The following is a 16,811-nucleotide window of genomic DNA, read 5'->3' as shown; positions in this document are numbered from 1 at the left end:
CCGCAGAATAGACGGCCGAGAGCGTTAACCCGCCACCGGTGTGGTAAGCCGTTGCTCACCGACCCCCTACGACGACCCCTTGGAGCCGTCGTTGTCCCTGCTAGACGACGGATTCTCGGCGTAGGGATCGGCCGCGTCGAGCGCGTCCGCGTCCCTCTGCCATTCGTCCTCTCCGGGCGGCGCGACCTCGGCGGTGCCGCCGATCGACGGCTCCGCATAGGGATCGGCGGCGTCGAACGCATCCGCCTCGACCTGCCACACCGCCTGGGGTGCGGACCCGGTCCGGGCGCCTTCGGCGGTCGACGAACGAGCCACGTCCGGACCGCTGCCGAGCACGCGCGGACCGGCCGGATCGCCGAGCAGCTCGGGGTCCGGCTGCTCGCCGGGCGGGCCGAAGGCGGTGTCCTGCGGCGCGACGCCGTCCTCATCGTCCCAGGGGTCGTCCCAGCGCTCGTCGGGCTCGTCCTCGCCGCCGTAGCCGACGCCGTAGTCGGGCGGACCGTCCGGCTCGGGGCCGGGACCACCGGCGGGGCCGCCGCCGGCACCGGATCCGTCGTCGGCACCGAAGTCGTCGTCGACCAGCGAGGCGGGACGCTCGCCCTCGTCCTCGTCGTCGTCCCAACGGGCCGGGGCGGCGGCGCGACGCCGTTCGAGCACCGAGGCGATGAAGACGCTGCCCTCGAAGAGCACGAGCAGCGGGACCATCATCAGCAGCATCGTGACCGCGTCGGGGGTGGGCGTCACGAGCGCCGCGATCACCGCGGCGCCGAGCGCCACCATCCCCCGCTGCTTGCGCATCTGGCGGGCGGACAGGATCCCCATCCGGCTGATCCCGAGCACGACGACCGGGACCTGGAAGACGATCCCGGTCCCGGCCAGGAAGAGGGCGACGAACTTGTAGTAGTCCTTGGCCTGGACCAGGATGTCGAACGACTCGTCGTTGAAGTTCTGGAGGAAGTCGACGGCCCGTGGCAGCGCGAGGAAGTAGCCGAACGCCACGCCCCCGTAGAAGAGGAACGGCACCCCGATCAGCAGGGGGACGATCGCCTGCTTCTCCCTGCGCGTGAAGGCGGGGATCAGGAACGCGTAGAGCTGGTAGAGGATCAGCGGCAGCGTGATCACCAGCGCCGCGTACATCGCGACGTTGAGCGTCTGGAAGAACGGCTCGGCGACGCCCAACGTGACCGGACGTCGACTGGTCGACGTCGGCGCCAGCTTCTGGGCGCGCCCGAGCGACTCCACGGCCTGTTGGGCCTTGCGGGCCGCAGCCGGGTCCCGGTCCTGGCCCGCCGCCGTCTCGAGCACTGGGGCGACGTCGGCGAGGGCCTGCGCCACCGCCCGGTCGAAGCAGGCACCCGCCTCGAGCGGATCCCCCGCCCGCGCGCAGTCCTTCTTGACCGAGACCGCGCTCTCCAGCGGCTGGTTGACGATCTTCAGGACGTTCTTGTTCTGCCAGTAGGTGAACGCGAACGCCACGGCGAAGATCGCCAGCGACACGATCAGGCGCGTCCGGAGCTCGCTCAGGTGCTCGACCAGGGTCAGTCGGGCCTCGGCGGAGACCGGTCGCAGGGCGGGCATCGGGGGCTAGTCCCGGGGCTTGCGGCGGGGTGCGTCGACCGGCTCGGCCGTGACGGTCTCCTCGTCGGCGGCGCGGCGATCGGCGACCGGATCGGCCGGGGCCCGCTCGACGGGCTTCGGCGAAGCCGCCTTGGTCTCCTCGGCCTCGTCCTCGTCGCCGCCGACCGAGGCGCGGAGCTGGCGGATCCCGTTTCCGATCTGCCGACCGAGCGCGGGCAACCGCTTCGGACCGAAGACGATCAGCACCACGACCAGGACGATGAGGAGCTGGGGAATACCCGGCGTCAGGAGGGCGAGGGTCATAGATGGATCCTTCCAGGTCATCTCACGAAAGGGAACGCCCCGCAGGACCGATCGGATGCCGTGCCGGCCCGCCGACGCACCCGTTCGGCGCCGCGCCGCTCGCCCTGGTCGCCACGAGCCGGACGGGAGCCGGGTGAGACACAGTCCCTCCCGCCTCGCGGGCGCCCCGTCAGCAGCCGGACCGGTGCTGACGCCCCGCCGCAGACGCGGTTCAGAGCCGCCGGTCGACCACGCCGCGGGCCATCAGGGTGAACGCCTGACGACGAGCGGGATCGAGGTCGGGCGGGAGTGCCGCGAGCCCTTCCTCGACCAGCGTGCGCGCGCGCCGTTCGGTGTCGGCGGTGGCGCCGGTCGCCGCGATCCGATCGCAGACCTGGGCCGCCGCCTCCGCCGTCGTGACGGTCCGGACGTCGAGCTCGGCCAGGATCGGGTCCCGCTCACGGGCCAGCAGCAGCGGCAGGGTGACCGTGCCGTCGAGCAGGTCGCTGCCGCGAGGCTTGCCGGTCTGCTCCGGCGGCGCCACCACGTCGAGCACGTCGTCGAAGAGCTGGAAGGCGACGCCGATCGCCGACGCGAAGCCGGCCAGGGTCTCCGCGTCGTCCCCCGCGGCATGGGCCCCGAGCCGGGCCGCGGCCTCGAACAGGGCACCCGTCTTGAGCCCGCAGCGGTACAGGTACCGCGCCTCGTCGATCTCGCCGCTCCACGCGTCCTCCCGCTGGAGCAGCTCGCCCTGGGCCAGCGCACGGCTGGCCGCGGCGAGGATCTGGAGCGGAAGCGCGTCGCCACCCGCTGCCAACTCGGCGAACGCTGCGGCGAACAGGGCGTCGCCGAGGGTCGTCGCCGCCGCCCGCCCGTGACGGGCGAAGGTCGTCGGCGCCCCGCGGCGGAGCATGCCGCCGTCGAGCACGTCGTCGTGGATCAGCGTCGCGGTGTGCGTCAGCTCGACCGCGACACCGGCACGGACCACTGCCGCCCGCGCCGGACCGGACCGGTCGGCGACCGCGGGGCCACCGGCGATGATCGCCAGCAGCGGCCGCAACCGCTTGCCGCCCGCGGCGACGGTGGTCGCCGCCGCCTCGTCGAGGGCCAGCTGACCCGGGCTGGTGACGCGCCGCAGGTCGGCCTCGACCTGCGCCAGCGTTTCGGGCACATGCCCGCCCGCGGCCGCCACGATCGGAACGATCACGGCGGGAACGCGGGGGGCCGCCTCCGGACTCACGGAGCCGACGGAGTCGGGGGAGCTAGCCGGCGGAGGACGGCGAGTGCGACTCGCCACCCGCCGGCGCCTCCTCGGCGGCGGGAGCGGCACCGTGGCCACCCTCGACCTCCGAGGTGCTCTTCAGCGTCGAGAGGAAGAACGCCATCCGGTCCAGCGACTCGGGACCGAGGCCCGAGAACGACGGCATCGGCTGCGTCGGGTTGATCAGCGTCTCGCGGATCGCGTCCGCCTTCAACCGGTCACCGATGTGGGTCAACTGCGGCCCGGGGCCGTCGTTGCCGTTGGGACCGATCTTGTGGCAACCGCCGCAGCCGCTCTGGGCGACGAGCTTGCGCCCGACGTTCCACTGCACGAGCACGGCACCGCCGGCCTCGGTCACGGCCGGGGGCGGGGCGATGTTGACCTGCGACGGCGGCTCGGCCTCAGCACCGAGGTACGAGAGCATGAACATCGCGAAGACGACGAAGATGCCTGCCGTCGTGGCGACCGGGCGCCGGAGCGGATGCCGCTCCGGGTTGCGGTCGTAGAACGGCAGCAGGAACAGCAGCAGCATCGCGATCGTCGGCACGCCGACGGTCGCCAGACCCACGAGGTACGGCGGCTTGATGACGCGCAGCAGCTCGAAGGCCCAGAAGTAGTACCACTCGGGGCGCGGCGCGTAGGTCGTCGTGGTGGCGTCTGCCTTGGCCGTCAGCTCGCCACCGAGCAGGATCGACATCAGCATGATCGTCCCGACGACGACGATCATCATCACGCCGTCCTTGACGATGATGTAGGGGAAGAACGGCTTCCCCTGCGCCTTCAGGACGGAGTATTCGCGGAGGTACTCCTCCTTCTCGCGCTGATTCATGCGTCGTGCTCCTTCAGATCAGCGCTGACCTTGTCGGCGCGGACCCACGGCGGAGCCGTCGTGCCGAGCTTGACAACCAGGTAGAGGTGGGCTCCGATCAACCCGATGATCAAGCCGGGGATGATCATCATGTGGATCGCGTAGAACCGCGACAGGGTGACCGTCGTGACGTCTGGCCCACCGAGGGCCACGTCAGGCGTGAACGGCCCGAGCAGCGGGGCGTTGCCGGCGATGTTCATGGCCACGACCGAGGCCCAGTAGGCCCGCTGGTCGAACGGCAGCAGGTAGCCGGTCACCGACATCGTGAGCGTCAGCACCAGCAGGGCGACGCCGACGACCCAGTTCAGCTCGCGCGGGTACTTGTACGCGCCGAAGAAGAACGTCCTCGCCATGTGGAGGAAGATCAGGACGACCATCACCGTCGAGCCCCACTTGTGCATGCCGTGGAGGAACTCGCCGAGGAAGACCTCGTTGTTGATGTACTTCATCGACTCGTAGGCGTTCGTCACCGACGGGTCGTAGTACATGGCCATGACCATGCCGGTGATGACCTGGTTGATGAAGGCGACCATGGTGGCCGTCCCCAACGTGTAGAACCAGTTCGTCCCCTTGGGGATCGGCCGGAACATCACCCAGCGGGCGGTCCCGGAGAGCGACGTGCGCTCGTCGACCCAATCGGCGGCGCTGATCGCCGCCTCCTTCGCCAGGCCAGCGGGACGCTGGTCGACGTTCGGATCGTCGGGGCGCTTGGGCTGCGGACGCAGACCGGCGGGCACTGACGGAGTGAGCTTCATCTTCGCCATCAGGATCAGGTGCCCGGCAGCTTGCGCTGGGTCGGACGCGATGGGTACATGTACTGGCCGACGCCGTCGAGCGGCTGGCCGGGGGGCCGCGGCGAGAAGCGCTTCAGCTGCGAGTTGACCGAGAAGCGTCGGCCGACCTGCACGCGGCCCTCGACGAGGCGGGTGTAGAAGCGATCGAGCGGACGGACCGGGGGACCGCCGGCGACCTCGCCCTTGAAGTCGTAGACCCCGCCGTGGCAGGGGCAGATGAAGTGCTGCGCGGCCTGCACGTAGCGGGCGGGGCAGCCCATGTGCATGCAGCGGGACGAGATCGCGATGACCTTGTTCCACTCATCGGCACGCTCGGCGGTGTCCTTCGATCCGTCGACCGCGTCGTTCCAACGGCGGATGTAGATCGTGGTCTTGCCGACCTGGCCGGTCTTCGGGTCGAGGGTGATCACCCGCGGCACGTAGGTGTCGTCGGGCACCTCCTCGAGAGGGCCGACGTCGTGCCAGCCGGTATCCACCTCCACGAAGGACTGCCCGACGGCGAAACCGGTGGCGGAGAGCGCGATGCCGCCAATGGCCACGCCTCCGGTCACGTTCGCCGCGAGCACCATCAGGCGCCGCCGCGTAACGGTCTCGCCCTCAAACGCCCCGGGGATTCCGCGGTCGAGGGTGTACTTGCTCTTCTCTGGGCGTCGATCGGACACGGGGTGAGGCTCCTGCGTGACCCCACGGGGACCGCGTGGGACTGCCGGATCGTACCGGCCTTCAGCCGGCGACGATCCGCGCTCGACCGGACGGCGCCCGGTCGGGTCAAGAATAAGGTCCTCTTAAGCTACTGCTGCGGCGACGATCATGCTGTCGTCAGCGGGTCGCTCGCCCGCTCGCACGACCCGCAGCACGGCCGCGGCCGCCGACTCCGAGCCCTGGCCCAAGGCCGCCGCGGCGCAGGTCCAGAGCGCAGCGGAGCGGGCCACGACGGCGTCTGGAGCACCGGTTCCGGCGGGCACCGAGCCGGGCGCGGAGGGGCCGATCGCCCACGCCGGATCGGCGTGCAAGCGCGCGACCACCGCGACGATGTCGGCGAGGATCGCGACCTCGTCGGTCCAGCCTCCGGCCGCCAGCCGCTCCAGCCCGAGGGCGTAGAGCCGGTCGCCGGCGAGCAGCGCGAGGTCGCGGTCGTCGGTCCGCAGCACCCGCGCCCGCTCGGGGGCGTGGTGGAGCAGCTCGGCCTCGCGCGTCGCCTCGGCGGCCAACGCGAGGTCCGCCCCGACGACGACGGCACGCGGGCCGGCCGCGACCGCGACCGCGAGCGAGCGGTCGGCGTCCGGGGCCGGATCGACCACGACGGCGCCCAGGAGGCCACCCTCGGCCCGCAGCGCGGTCGCGATCGCCGCCAACGGGTCGGGCGCGGTCACCGACGGAGCCCGTCGGTGTGGGGAGCCGCCGGTGTCGGGCTCACCACGCGACCTCGAAGGCGGCGGCCGCCGCCTCGACGGTCTTGGCGACGTGCTCGGGCTCGTGGGCCAGCGAGACGAACCAGGCCTCGTACTGCGACGGCGGCGCGTAGATCCCGCGACCGAGCAGCCCGCGGCACCAGCGCGAGAACGCCTCGTGGTCGCAGGCACGGGCGTCGGCGTAGTTCCGGACCGGGGTCGCGCTGAAGAAGACGGTCACGAGCCCGTTGACGCTGACGACCTGGACCGGGCGGTCGCCGGCCGCCTCGCGGAGTCCGGCGACCAGCGCGTCGGTGGTGTCGGAGAGCCGCAGGTAGGCCTCGTCGTCGAGCATCCGCAGGCTCTGGAGGCCAGCGGCGACCGCCAGCGGGTTCCCGCTGAGCGTGCCTGCCTGGTAGACGTCGCCGACCGGGGCCAGGCGCTCCATCAGCGCGCGACTGCCCCCGAAGGCGGCGGCGGGGAGCCCGCCGCCGAGGACCTTGCCCATCACGCTGAGGTCGGGCGTGACCCCGGCCAGGTCCTGTGCGCCACCGGGAGCGACCCGGAAGCCGCTGATGACCTCGTCGAAGATCAGCAGCGCCTCGTGACGCTCGGTCACGTCGCGGAGGTGCTGGAGGAAGCCGGCGTCGGGACGGACCAGGCCCATGTTGGCCGGGTACGGCTCCGCGATCAGGGCGGCGACGTCGTGCTCCTCGAACGCCTGATCGACGGCTTCGCGGTCGTTCCAGGGGATGATCACCGTCGCTGCGGCCGCCGAGGCGAGGACCCCGGGGGAGGCGGGGATGCCCTGGGTGGCGAGACCGGAGCCGGCGTCGGCCAGCAGCCCGTCGACGTGGCCGTGGTAGGCGCCGGCGAACTTGACGATCACCTCGCGGCCGGTGGCAGCGCGAGCGAGCCGGATCGCGCTCATCGAGGCTTCGGTGCCCGACGAGGTCATCCGCAGCATCTCGACCGAGGGCACCCGCCGGACGATCTCCTCGGCCAGCTCGACCTCGATCGCGGTCGGGGCCCCGAAGGTCGTGCCCGCGGTCGCGGCGGCGTTGATCGCCTCGAGGATCTGGGGGTGGGCGTGGCCGTGGATCAGCGGCCCCCACGAGCACATCCAGTCGATGAAGCGGTTGCCGTCGACGTCGACCAGGTCGACGCCCGAGGCACGCTCGACGAAGAGCGGATCGCGGCCGATCGCGCGCATCGCGCGGACGGGGGAGTTGACCCCGCCCGGGAGGACCCTGCGGGCACGGGCGAAGAGGTCGGCGGACTTGGCGTCAGTAAGCGAGATCGGCACGATGATCGATTCCGAGGGTAGGGCGTCGGGCGGCGGGTCGGGCAGCCGGGACGGGGGGAGACGGTGGGGTGGGACGGCGGCCTACGGCCGGACGGGAGCGGCTCCGATAGAGCCGGCTCGGGACGGTCGGTCGAGGTTGCGTGCGCCTGACGCACGCCACCTCGACCGATCAGGGCCGGCGTGCGGCCACGGCCCGGCGCTCGGGTTCAGACGCCGGCGTTGCGGCGCTCCCACTCACGGAACTCGTCGGTGAAGTAGAGCAACCGGATCTTCTTGAACTCGGTCGAGCTGTAGAGCGTCGAGCGGTCCTCGATGCCCTCGACCTCGTCGTTGATCGCGTCGAGGATCGCGTCGCACTCCTCCTTGGAGCGCCCGTGGGCCATCGTGAAGACCTGGTACTTCCAGTCCGCGTAGGTCGGCCGCTGGTAGCAGTGCGAGATCCCGCGGTAGGCGGCCATCTTGATCCCGATCTCCTCGATCCGGTCGGGATCGACCTGCCAGACGCCCATCCCGTTCGCGGAGAAGCCGGCCCGGCGGTGGAAGAGGATCGCGGCGACCCGGCGCAGCAGTCGGCGCTCGGTCATCCCCTCGAGGTGCTCCAGCAGCTTGGCGACGGGGATTCCCAGCGCGTCGGCGGCCGGCTGGAACGGCTCGGCGACGATCGGCAGCGAGCCCTGGGTGGCGCGGACGACCTTGCGATCGAACTCGTCGTAGGGCTGACGCTCGGTCTCGGCCGGCGGGACCGCGATCCCGGGGGAGGCGAGCGACTTGGTGTCGCCGTCCATCTCCAGGTCCATCCGGATCTTGAACAGCTGCAGCGTCGGCAGCTGCCGGATCGATTCGGCGCCGGTCAGCTCCTGGAGCACGTCGAGGGTGCCCTGCATGCCGAGCTTCGAGTCCTCCTCGACCGCCAGCGTGAACCACATGTTGAACTCGTGGTTGCGCAGGTAGTTGTGGCTGACGCCGGGGTGGTCGTTGATGACCTTGGCCGGAGCCCAGGGGTTCTCCGGGTCGACCTTGGCGGCGACCAGCATCGAGCCGTATCCGAAGGCGCGGGTGTCGTAGATCGGCGTGACCTGACGGATGATCCGCTCCTTGACCAGCCGATCGGTCCGCCGGAGGACCTCGTCCTCCGTCAGTCCGGCAGCGGTCGCGATCTCCGCGTAGGGGCGGGGAACCAGCGGGAACGCACCCTGCAGCAGGTTCATCAGCTGCTTGTCCGTCGCGTCCAACGGGACGGCAGATCCGTCCTTACGACTGCGGATCTTCGGCACTGCCGTCTTGTCACTGGTGGCCATGGGGGCTCCTCAGGTCGATATCTCCATGGTAGGGATGCTCGATGTACGCCGAAGCGCGAGCCCGAAGGCGCCACGAAGGACCCCATCGCGGAGGCCGTCGCGGGACGACCGGCGACCGGCCGGAGCGGCCCGCACCGCGCCCGGGCTCGTAGGCCTCGTCCGGTGCCGTCCCGCCACGACGTCGACCCGAGCCCCTTCCGGCCCCTCGGAACTGGGAGGGGGGCACCGCGGAGAGCCCGGCGACGTCGACATGGCGAGCGACCACCGAGGCCACGGTCGACGGGACGCGCGGGCGTCCATCGCCGCCTTCCCTCCTGCGAGCCCCCATGCCCGATCCCCCCGAGCACCCCAACCGCGGCACGCCGTGGACCGGCAGCCAGCTCCGCAGCCTCGAGGCGCTCCAGCCCATCGTCGAGCTCGCATGCCGCACCACGACGACGCTGCCAGCGCTCAGCGGCGACGGCGATCCTGCGGCCGGTCTCTCGCCCCGCCAGCTCCAGGTCGCCCGGTTGCTGGCCGACGCGGCGACGAACGCCGAGATCGCCCGTGCGCTGCACATCAGCGACGAGACGGCCAAGGCGCACACGCACGCGGTGCTGACGAAGCTGCGCGTGCCCTCGCGCCGGCACGTGGTCGGCCTCTACGACCGTCGGCGCCGGACCAGCGGGCCGCTGGCGAACGCGACGGTCCCGTCGGACGAGAGCCCGGCCACCGGGTCCCGTGCCGATCCGGTGACGGCGACCGAGCTCCTCGCTCGCGTGCTCGACTGGGCCGGCGAAGCGGCGGGGGCGCTCGCCGGGGGAATGGCCGTGCTATCGCCCCGTCTCGACGTGGTCGCCAGCGCGGCGCTCGCCCAGCCGCACGCCCGCCGCGGCAACCCGTTGCTCGCCGCCCAGATCCACGACGAGATCCTGCCCCCGATCCGCCTCGACGGGTACCTGGCCCGGATCGTCCGGGACCCGGCGCAGCCTCGCGTCCTGCCCTTCGAGCCGCCGCCCGCCGAGCTCCGCCACGCCGGCCTCCCCGAGCTGCTCACGCTCGGTCGGCTGGCGCCGTCGCCGCTGCTGCTGGTGCTCCGCCTTCGTGGCCGGGTCGCCGCCCTGGCCTGGCTCGCCCACGACCGTCCATCCGCACTCGCCGGCCGCAAGGCGCTCGCCGTCGTTCGCGACATGCACCCGTTGCTGGAGCTGGCTGCGAGCTCGATCTGCCCCACCGGATCGTGCTCGCAGCACGCGTCACCGGGCAGCGTCGCGGTGGCTCCGCCGCACCTCACGCTGCGGCAGCTGGCGGTCGCCCGCCACGCGGTCACCGGCGCCAGCAACGCGGAGATCGCCCGGCGGCTGGGCGTCACCGAGGCCGCGACCAAAAGGCACATGACGCGGGTCCTCGCCAAGTACGGGGTCCGGTCACGCAGTCAGCTCATGACCCGCGTGGCCGCCGACCCCCATGACCCCTGCAACCCCTGACCCGGGCTACGCCTGCAGTGCCCGCGCCACGTCGAGCGCGAAGTAGCTGGCGATCACGTCGGCCCCGGCCCGACGGATCGCGATCAGCGACTCCATCGCGACCGCCTGCTCGTCGATGTAGCCAGCCGCACCGCCGGCCTTGATCATCGAGTACTCGCCGCTCACCTGGTAGGCCGCGATCGGCATCCGCGTCGCGTCCTTGGTCCGGCGGATCAGGTCGAGCGAGGGACCCGCCGGCTTGACCATGATCAGGTCCGCGCCCTCCTCGACGTCCTGGAGCGCCTCGCGGATCGCCTCGTCGCCGTTGGCCGGATCCATCTGGTAGCTGCGGCGATCGCCGAAGGCCGGCGTCGAACCCGCCGCCTCACGGAACGGGCCGTAGTAGGAGGAGGCCAGCTTGCCGCTGTGCGCGACGACGACGACGTCCTCGTGACCGGCCGCGTCGAGCGCGTCGCGGATCACGCCGATCCGGCCGTCCATCATGTCCGAGGGGTAGATGACCTCGGCGCCCGCGGCCGCCTGCGAGACCGCCGTCCGGGCCAGCAGCTCGACCGTCGCGTCGTTGACGACCGCGCCGTGGTCGTCGAGCAGCCCGCAGTGGCCGTGATCGGTGTACTCGCAGAGGCAGAGGTCGACGCCGACGGTGAGGCCCGGGACCTGCTCGCGGATCGCGCCGCTCGCCTGCTGGACGACGCCGGCTGGATCCCAGGCGCCGCTGCCCTCCGCGTCCTTCACGAGCGGGATCCCGAACAGCATCACGCCGCCGAGGCCGACCGCCGCCGCCTCACGGGCGATCGCGACCGCACCCGGCAGATCGTGCCGCGCGACCCCCGGCATCGCCCCGATCGGGACCGGCCCGTCCTGGCCCTCGCCGACGAAGACCGGCAGGACCAGCTGCTCGGGCCGCAGCGACGTCTCGCGGACCAGCGCCCGCAGGGCCGGGGTCCGCCGCAGACGACGGGGGCGGGAACGCGGAAAGGCCATCGCTCCATCGTAGGACCCGGGGGTTCGGGGCGGGTCGGATCGGATGGCGACGGGGACCTGCGGGCCGGTGGTGGCGGGGCGAGCGGAGCGGCCCGGGCCACCCACCATCGCCGGCCCGCCCACCGCGGCCGAGCCCGACGCGCCTCAAGCCGCGCGGTCGACCCGCCGCAACGCCAGCCAGCCGACGATCGACCAGCCCAGCGTCAGCGCGACGAGGTGCAGCAGCGGCCCGACGACCGCGCCGTGCTCGAGCGCGGCCGTGACCAGCTGCAGACCCGGGCGGAAGGGGAAGGCGCCCGAGACGACGTCGATCACGAGCTGTCCCCCGTCGGAGGCCGTCCCGTCGGGGATCAGCCCGACCACGGTCACCGGCACGATCAGCAGGATCGCCAGCAGGCTCGCCGCGCGCAGGTCGGAGCCCCCGGACCCCAGCGACCCGAGAGCGACCCCGAGCGCGCCGCAGGCCGCGCCGGTCGCCACCGCCGCCAGCAGCCAGAGCGGGATCCGCCCCGGGTCGAGGCCGAGGAAGAGCGCCAGCCCCGCCGAGACCACCAGCGCGACCGCCGCGCCAGCGGCCCCGGCCAAGGTCGCCTTCGCCCCGAGCAACGCCGGCGCCGCGACCGCCGAGCGGACGAGCCGGCCGAAGGTCCGCTCCTCCCGCTCCAGCGCCACCAGGCCGGCACCGAGCAGCACCGCCACCAGCAGCAGCGAGACCGTCGCCGCGACCGCCGCGGCGTAGACGTCGAGCGAGACCGCCGGCCCGGTCACGCTGCGCTGCTCGATCCGGATCGGGTCCGCGACCGACTGCAGCAGCGGGGCCGCGGAGGCCATGTTCTCGACCGCCAGCTGCGAGAAGTGACGGACCCGCTCGATCTCGTCGCGGGCCGGACCGGGGGGCAGGCTGCGCGCGGTCCGCTCGAGGATCTCGGTCGCCTGGCGAAGGCCGAGGATGTCGCCCGAGAGACCGAACAGCCGCAGGTTGCCGCCGTCGGTGAGGACCCCGAGGTACTGGCCGGCGACGTTGATCAGGCGCTTGCCGATCTCAGCGTTGGCGTCGGCGAGCCGGGCCTTGACCAGCTCGCGGAGCGCGGTCGCCCGGACCGGATCGGCGTCGTTGGTCAGGACCTCGATCGTCGGCAGGTTCTTCGATCCGCCGAGCGAGAGCACGCTGCGGAGCCGGTCGAGCGTGTCGGGCGGCAGCACGATCGCCCCGACCACCTCGCCCTCGCGGACCAGCCGGACCGCCTCCTCGCGGGTCCGGACCTCGACCGTGTCGGTCCCGGCCGCGAGCGACCGCACGTAGCTCTGCGCGTCGATCCGCTGGTCGCCGAGGTCGACCTTCGACGCGCTCGGCGGGACCTGGTTGACGAGCGCGATCCGGGGCTTCGCTGGACCGCCCGAGAGGGCGAGGCCGAGCAGCAGCGCCACCAACAGCGGGTAGACCACCAGCAGCCCGACCAGGACCGGCGAGCGGCGCAGGATTCGCGCGTCCTTGGCGACCAGGGTCGCGACCGTCCGGGGCCCGCTCACGGGCTGTGCTCCCGGCCGTCCGGGCCGTGCTCCTCGTCGGGCTCCAGCCGCTCGACGAGATCGACGAAGGCCCGCAGCAGGTCGCCCTCGGCGTCGGCGGCCAGCGCGGCGGGAGTCCCGGCGAAGGCCACGCGACCGCCGACCAGCACGATCAGGCGGTCGGCGTAGCGCTCGGCCTCGGAGACGTCGTGGGTCGAGAAGACCACCGCCCGTCCGGCGGCCGCCAGGCCGGTCAGGAACCGCCACATCCGCTCCCGCTGACGGGGATCGAGCGCGCTCGACGGTTCGTCGAGCAGGATCACCGGAGGATCCGCCACCAGCCCCGCGGCCACGTTGACCCGCTGCTGCCCCCCGCCCGAGAGCGAGCCGACGAGGTCGCCGGCCCGGTCAGCCAGCCCGGCCTCGGTGAGCATCTGGTCGACCCGGGCCGCGACGTCGGGGACCCGCTCCAGCCGGGCGAACAGGGCGAGGTTCTCGCGGACGCTCAGGCGGCGGTAGACGGCGGGCTGCTGCGGGACCCAGCCGACCTCGCGCGCGGGACGCCCGACCGAGCCGGCGTCCGGCCGCTGGAGCCCGGCCAGCAGCGACAGCAGCGTCGTCTTGCCCGCCCCGTTCGGCCCGAGGATCGCCACGACCTCGCCGCCGTCGGCGTGGACGTCGACGGCGTCCAGCACGGTGCGGTCGCCGTATCGGCGTACGAGGCCCTCGGCGCGCAACACGCGGCGGATGCTACCCATCGACCCGCCGCCGGCCGCTCGGCGATCATCCGTCCATGGCGCTGGACGACGACCCGATCATGCGCCGGGCCTTCGAGGCCCAGCAACGACTGATGCAGGGCGACCGCGAGGGCGCGCGCGAGCGCTACGCCGCGCTCTGGGCCGAGATCGGCGACGACGGTGCCGCGAAGCACCGGGTCTGGGTCGCGCACATCACCGCCGACGCCCAGGACGACCCGGCCGAGGAGGTCCGCTGGGACCTGATCGCGCTCGCGGCGGCCGACGAGATCGCCGAGGGCGCCGACCCGTTCGGGCTCGACGTGCGGACCTTCTACCCGTCGCTGCACCTGAACCTCGGCGAGGGCTACCGCAAGCTCGGCGACCGCGAGCGGGCCCGCCACCACCTGGAGCAGGCGGAGATCCACGCCGCCGGCCATCCCACGGACGACGAGCTGAGCGGGATCGCCGCCGCGATCCGCGCCCTGCGGACGAGGCTGGACGAGGACGACGCGCCCGGCTGACGGCGACTGCGACAGTACGTCGATGCCCGAAGCCCCCTCCGTGCTGTTCATCGGCGACGTGGTCGGTTCGTGTGGCCGCAAGGCCCTCCGAACGGCCCTTCCGGAGCTCCGCGAGGCCCACCGTCCGACCTTCGTCGTGGTCAACGGCGAGAACGCGGCCGGCGGGGTCGGGATCACCTCGCGAATCGCCGAGGAGATGTTCTCGATCGGCGTCGACGCGATCACGCTCGGCAACCACTCGTACCGGCAGCGTGAGGTCTGGCCCTACCTCGACGAGGTCAAGGAGATCGTCCGCCCGGCCAACTGCCTCCCATCGCAGCCCGGCCACGGCTCCTGCGTCGTCGAGGCCGGCGGGATCAAGCTCGGGGTGCTCAACATCATGGGCAACCTCTACCTCGATCCGGGCCGGCAGATGTTCACGATCGCCGAGGCGGAGGTCGGCAAGCTGCTCAAGCAGGGCTGCGACCACGTCCTGATCGACATCCACGCCGAGGCGACCAGCGAGAAGGTCGCGATGGGCTGGGAGTTCGACGGCCGCGTGACCGCCGTCGTCGGCACCCACACGCACGTCCCGACCGCCGACGCGCGGGTCCTGCCCGGCGGAACGGCCTACATCACCGACGTCGGCATGTGCGGCCCCCGCGACTCGGTGATCGGGGTCAAGAAGGAGCTGGCGATCGAGGCGATGCGGACCAAGATGCCCGTCCGCTTCGAGCCGGCCGACGGCGACCCGTGGCTGTGCGCGGTCCTGATCGAGCTCGGCGAGCGGCCGTGCAGCGCCCGCGCGATCACGCCGATCCAGGTCTCGCCGCGCTGGGCGGTCTAACGCTCCTCGGTCAAGGCCTGGGCGTCGGCCCAGGCTGCGCGCCGGCTCCCGCCGCTGGTCAGCGGCTGTCGGCCGCCTGCCGCGCCTGGGCCGCCCAGGGCGCGTCCTCCTCGGGCAGCGGCCCCAGCACCCGTGGCGTCACCGCCGGGCGCGCGATCCGGCGCGGAAGCGGCCACTGCAGCGCCCGGTCGCCGATCGCCGCGACCACCAGCAGCGGCACCAGCCAGGTCAGGTAGAGGTAGAACCAGTACTCGGTCGCGAGCTGGAGCCCGAGCACGACCGCCAGCACCAGCGCCGCCGTCCCGGTCAGGTCGTGGCGGCGGGGGACGAACGCGAGCGCGAGCGCGAAGACGATCGAGGCCGCGCGGGCGAGCGTCCGGCCGAGCGGCAGGTCGTAGTAGCCCCAGGGCATGAACGGCGCGTCGCGCCCCGCCTGGTAGCCGACGGTCCGGTCCCACAGCAGCCGGACCGGCTGGCCGTGGAGCACGATCACCGCCGTCACGCCGACGACGAGCAGCGCCCCGAGCGAGAAGGCGAGCAGCGCCCCCGGGCGCCACGACGCACGCCCGTACGCGACCGCCACCGTCGCCGCGACCCGGCGCCGGGTCGCCAGCACCGGCAGGACCGCGAACGGCGCGATCTTCGCCGCCCCGGCCGCGGCCGCCGCCGCACCGCGGGGGAACGGCCGCGCCCCGACCAGCAGCAGCAGGGCCATCGCCACGGCGACGAGCCCGTCGTTGGCGTTGCTGTTGAGCGCGTAGGCCGTCCAGGGGCAGGCGAGCCAGAGGTAGGCGTAGAGCACGCCGCGCCGCTGGCCGGCGGCGGGATCCTGCTCCTGCCGGCGACCGACGAGGTACAGCAGCCCGGTGGTGAGGACGTCGAAGCCGATCGCCGCGGCGTGGGCCGCCGGCAGGTCGTCCCAGCGTCCGCCCCACGGCCACAGCTGCTCGAACGGCAGGTAGGCGAGGTAGGTCAGCGGACCGTAGGTGTCGCCGCGCCCGACGTCGGAGGGGAACGCCCCGTAGAGCGAGTGCCCGTCTCCGATCCGGGAGGCACCGACGACGCTCGCGTAGCCGACGTCGATCACGTTGCCGTCGGTGACGTTGAGGACGATCCGGAACGCGAGCAGGCCGAGCCCCAGCAGCACGAGCGCCGCGACCGGGACCGACAGGCGGACCCCGGCTGGATCCCGGCGCGGTCGCCGGACCCCGCGCCAGGTCGCCCACAGGAACAGGCCCAGCAGCAGCCCGAACGAGAGCGGCACCGCCCAGTCGAGGCGGGCGTTGTTGAAGAAGGCCAGCGGCGCGGTGAACCCGGCCAGCAGCAGCAGCGCCAGCGGCGGTCCGCGCAACGGGCGCAGGCGCACGAACGGCAGGACGAACAGGACCAGCAGGCCGCCCCACAGCCACGGGTTGGTGATCGAGCGCCCGAACGCACCGTCGTAGCCGCGGGCCATCGTCCAGGCGACGTAGGGCCCGTCCCACGACTCGGTGACCTTGCCGGTCGCGTCGTCGACCAGGACCTGGCCGATCTCGCGCAGGGGCTTGCCCTTGGCGTAGATCGAGAGCTGCCAGCGGGTCTGGCCCTTGAGGAAGATCCGGTCGTAGCTGCCGGGGTTCTCGCGCAGGACCCGGGCCGCCTTCGGGTCGGCGCGGGCAATCCGCTGGGCCTGGTCGGCGGTCAGCCGATGCCCGGAGGGCGGGACGTCGGACCGCTCGGCGACGGTCACCCCGTTGGGATCGGTCGATCCCGCCAGCGGCGGCGGCTTCGCGCTCAACGGTCCGGTCGTGGTGGTGGTCGCACCCGTCGCCGCGGTCGTCGCACCGCCGATCCCACCCGGGATCGGGACGATCCCGGCGCTGGTCGCGGGCGCCGCGGCCGCGAGCGACGGCAGCAGCGAGGTCAGGAGCAGCAGCAGCCCGAGCAGGACCACGGCAGGGGCAGCCGACCGTCCTCGCCGGGCGCGGCCCCCAGGCCGTGCTCCGACGCC

The 16,811-nt window shown here is 72.9% G+C and carries 16 protein-coding genes; 3 read left to right on the top strand and 13 right to left on the bottom strand.

What is annotated here, in order from left to right; genetic code table 11:
• Positions 1-66: 66 nt before the first annotated feature.
• The 9 genes from tatC to ahbA form a co-directional block, all read right to left on the bottom strand.
• On the bottom strand, positions 67-1,578 hold the full coding sequence (gene tatC, locus ACVUH9_RS14580) for a twin-arginine translocase subunit TatC (RefSeq protein WP_475758129.1): 1,512 nt from the start codon (positions 1,576-1,578) through the stop codon (positions 67-69).
• A 6-nt stretch (positions 1,579-1,584) separates the two neighbouring features.
• Complete coding sequence (locus tag ACVUH9_RS14575; RefSeq protein ID WP_475758127.1) at positions 1,585-1,881, bottom strand: Sec-independent protein translocase subunit TatA/TatB; 297 nt, start codon at positions 1,879-1,881, stop codon at positions 1,585-1,587.
• Between the two features lie 211 nt (positions 1,882-2,092).
• The gene (locus ACVUH9_RS14570) at positions 2,093-3,067 is read right to left on the bottom strand and encodes a polyprenyl synthetase family protein (RefSeq protein ID WP_475758125.1); all 975 of its coding nucleotides are present in this window, start codon (positions 3,065-3,067) and stop codon (positions 2,093-2,095) included.
• Between the two features lie 55 nt (positions 3,068-3,122).
• Positions 3,123-3,950 (bottom strand): c-type cytochrome, encoded by an 828-nt coding sequence (locus ACVUH9_RS14565; protein ID WP_475758123.1) that lies wholly within the window; start codon positions 3,948-3,950, stop codon positions 3,123-3,125.
• The gene (locus ACVUH9_RS14560) at positions 3,947-4,744 is read right to left on the bottom strand and encodes a cytochrome b (RefSeq protein WP_475758121.1); all 798 of its coding nucleotides are present in this window, start codon (positions 4,742-4,744) and stop codon (positions 3,947-3,949) included. The genes ACVUH9_RS14565 and ACVUH9_RS14560 overlap by 4 nt, the downstream gene beginning before the upstream one ends.
• A 14-nt stretch (positions 4,745-4,758) precedes the next feature.
• Positions 4,759-5,445, bottom strand: a complete 687-nt coding sequence (locus ACVUH9_RS14555; protein WP_475758119.1) for a Rieske (2Fe-2S) protein — start codon at positions 5,443-5,445, stop codon at positions 4,759-4,761.
• 123 nt (positions 5,446-5,568) lie between these two features.
• Entirely contained in the window at positions 5,569-6,156 is a 588-nt protein-coding gene (locus ACVUH9_RS14550) for a hypothetical protein (protein ID WP_475758117.1), read from the bottom strand.
• A 40-nt stretch (positions 6,157-6,196) separates the two neighbouring features.
• A complete protein-coding gene (hemL, locus tag ACVUH9_RS14545) occupies positions 6,197-7,480 on the bottom strand; it encodes a glutamate-1-semialdehyde 2,1-aminomutase (RefSeq protein WP_475758115.1) in 1,284 nt (427 codons plus the stop codon).
• Between the two features lie 206 nt (positions 7,481-7,686).
• Positions 7,687-8,778: a siroheme decarboxylase subunit alpha gene (ahbA, locus tag ACVUH9_RS14540; protein ID WP_475758114.1), complete on the bottom strand. Its 1,092-nt coding sequence runs from the start codon at positions 8,776-8,778 to the stop codon at positions 7,687-7,689.
• 326 nt (positions 8,779-9,104) lie between these two features.
• Between ahbA and ACVUH9_RS14535 the strand changes: the two genes are divergently transcribed.
• Entirely contained in the window at positions 9,105-10,244 is a 1,140-nt protein-coding gene (locus ACVUH9_RS14535; RefSeq protein ID WP_475758112.1) for a LuxR C-terminal-related transcriptional regulator, read from the top strand.
• A 6-nt stretch (positions 10,245-10,250) separates the two neighbouring features.
• Here ACVUH9_RS14535 and hemB read toward each other — a convergent pair whose 3' ends face one another.
• From hemB to ACVUH9_RS14520, 3 genes are all read right to left on the bottom strand, one after another.
• The gene (gene hemB, locus ACVUH9_RS14530) at positions 10,251-11,228 is read right to left on the bottom strand and encodes a porphobilinogen synthase (RefSeq protein WP_475758110.1); all 978 of its coding nucleotides are present in this window, start codon (positions 11,226-11,228) and stop codon (positions 10,251-10,253) included.
• Between the two features lie 144 nt (positions 11,229-11,372).
• On the bottom strand, positions 11,373-12,758 hold the full coding sequence (locus ACVUH9_RS14525) for an ABC transporter permease (RefSeq protein WP_475758108.1): 1,386 nt from the start codon (positions 12,756-12,758) through the stop codon (positions 11,373-11,375).
• Entirely contained in the window at positions 12,755-13,477 is a 723-nt protein-coding gene (locus ACVUH9_RS14520; RefSeq protein WP_475758106.1) for an ABC transporter ATP-binding protein, read from the bottom strand. Before ACVUH9_RS14520 ends, ACVUH9_RS14525 begins: the two co-directional genes overlap by 4 nt.
• A 53-nt stretch (positions 13,478-13,530) precedes the next feature.
• On the opposite strand from ACVUH9_RS14520, the gene ACVUH9_RS14515 reads away from it, so the two are divergent.
• Positions 13,531-13,995 (top strand): hypothetical protein, encoded by a 465-nt coding sequence (locus ACVUH9_RS14515; RefSeq protein WP_475758104.1) that lies wholly within the window; start codon positions 13,531-13,533, stop codon positions 13,993-13,995.
• 22 nt (positions 13,996-14,017) lie between these two features.
• Positions 14,018-14,821 carry a TIGR00282 family metallophosphoesterase gene (locus ACVUH9_RS14510; protein WP_475758102.1) on the top strand — a complete coding sequence of 268 codons (804 nt, stop codon included), beginning with the start codon at positions 14,018-14,020 and terminating at the stop codon, positions 14,819-14,821.
• 58 nt (positions 14,822-14,879) lie between these two features.
• Here the strand turns inward: ACVUH9_RS14510 and ACVUH9_RS14505 are convergent, their stop codons facing one another.
• Positions 14,880-16,754 carry a hypothetical protein gene (locus ACVUH9_RS14505; protein WP_475758100.1) on the bottom strand — a complete coding sequence of 625 codons (1,875 nt, stop codon included), beginning with the start codon at positions 16,752-16,754 and terminating at the stop codon, positions 14,880-14,882.
• Between the last annotated feature and the right edge of the window lie 57 nt (positions 16,755-16,811).

Source organism: Patulibacter ginsengiterrae (genome assembly GCF_056269115.1).
Note: the sequence above shows the minus strand (reverse complement) of the source record. Positions and strands in the feature narration are given on the sequence as shown.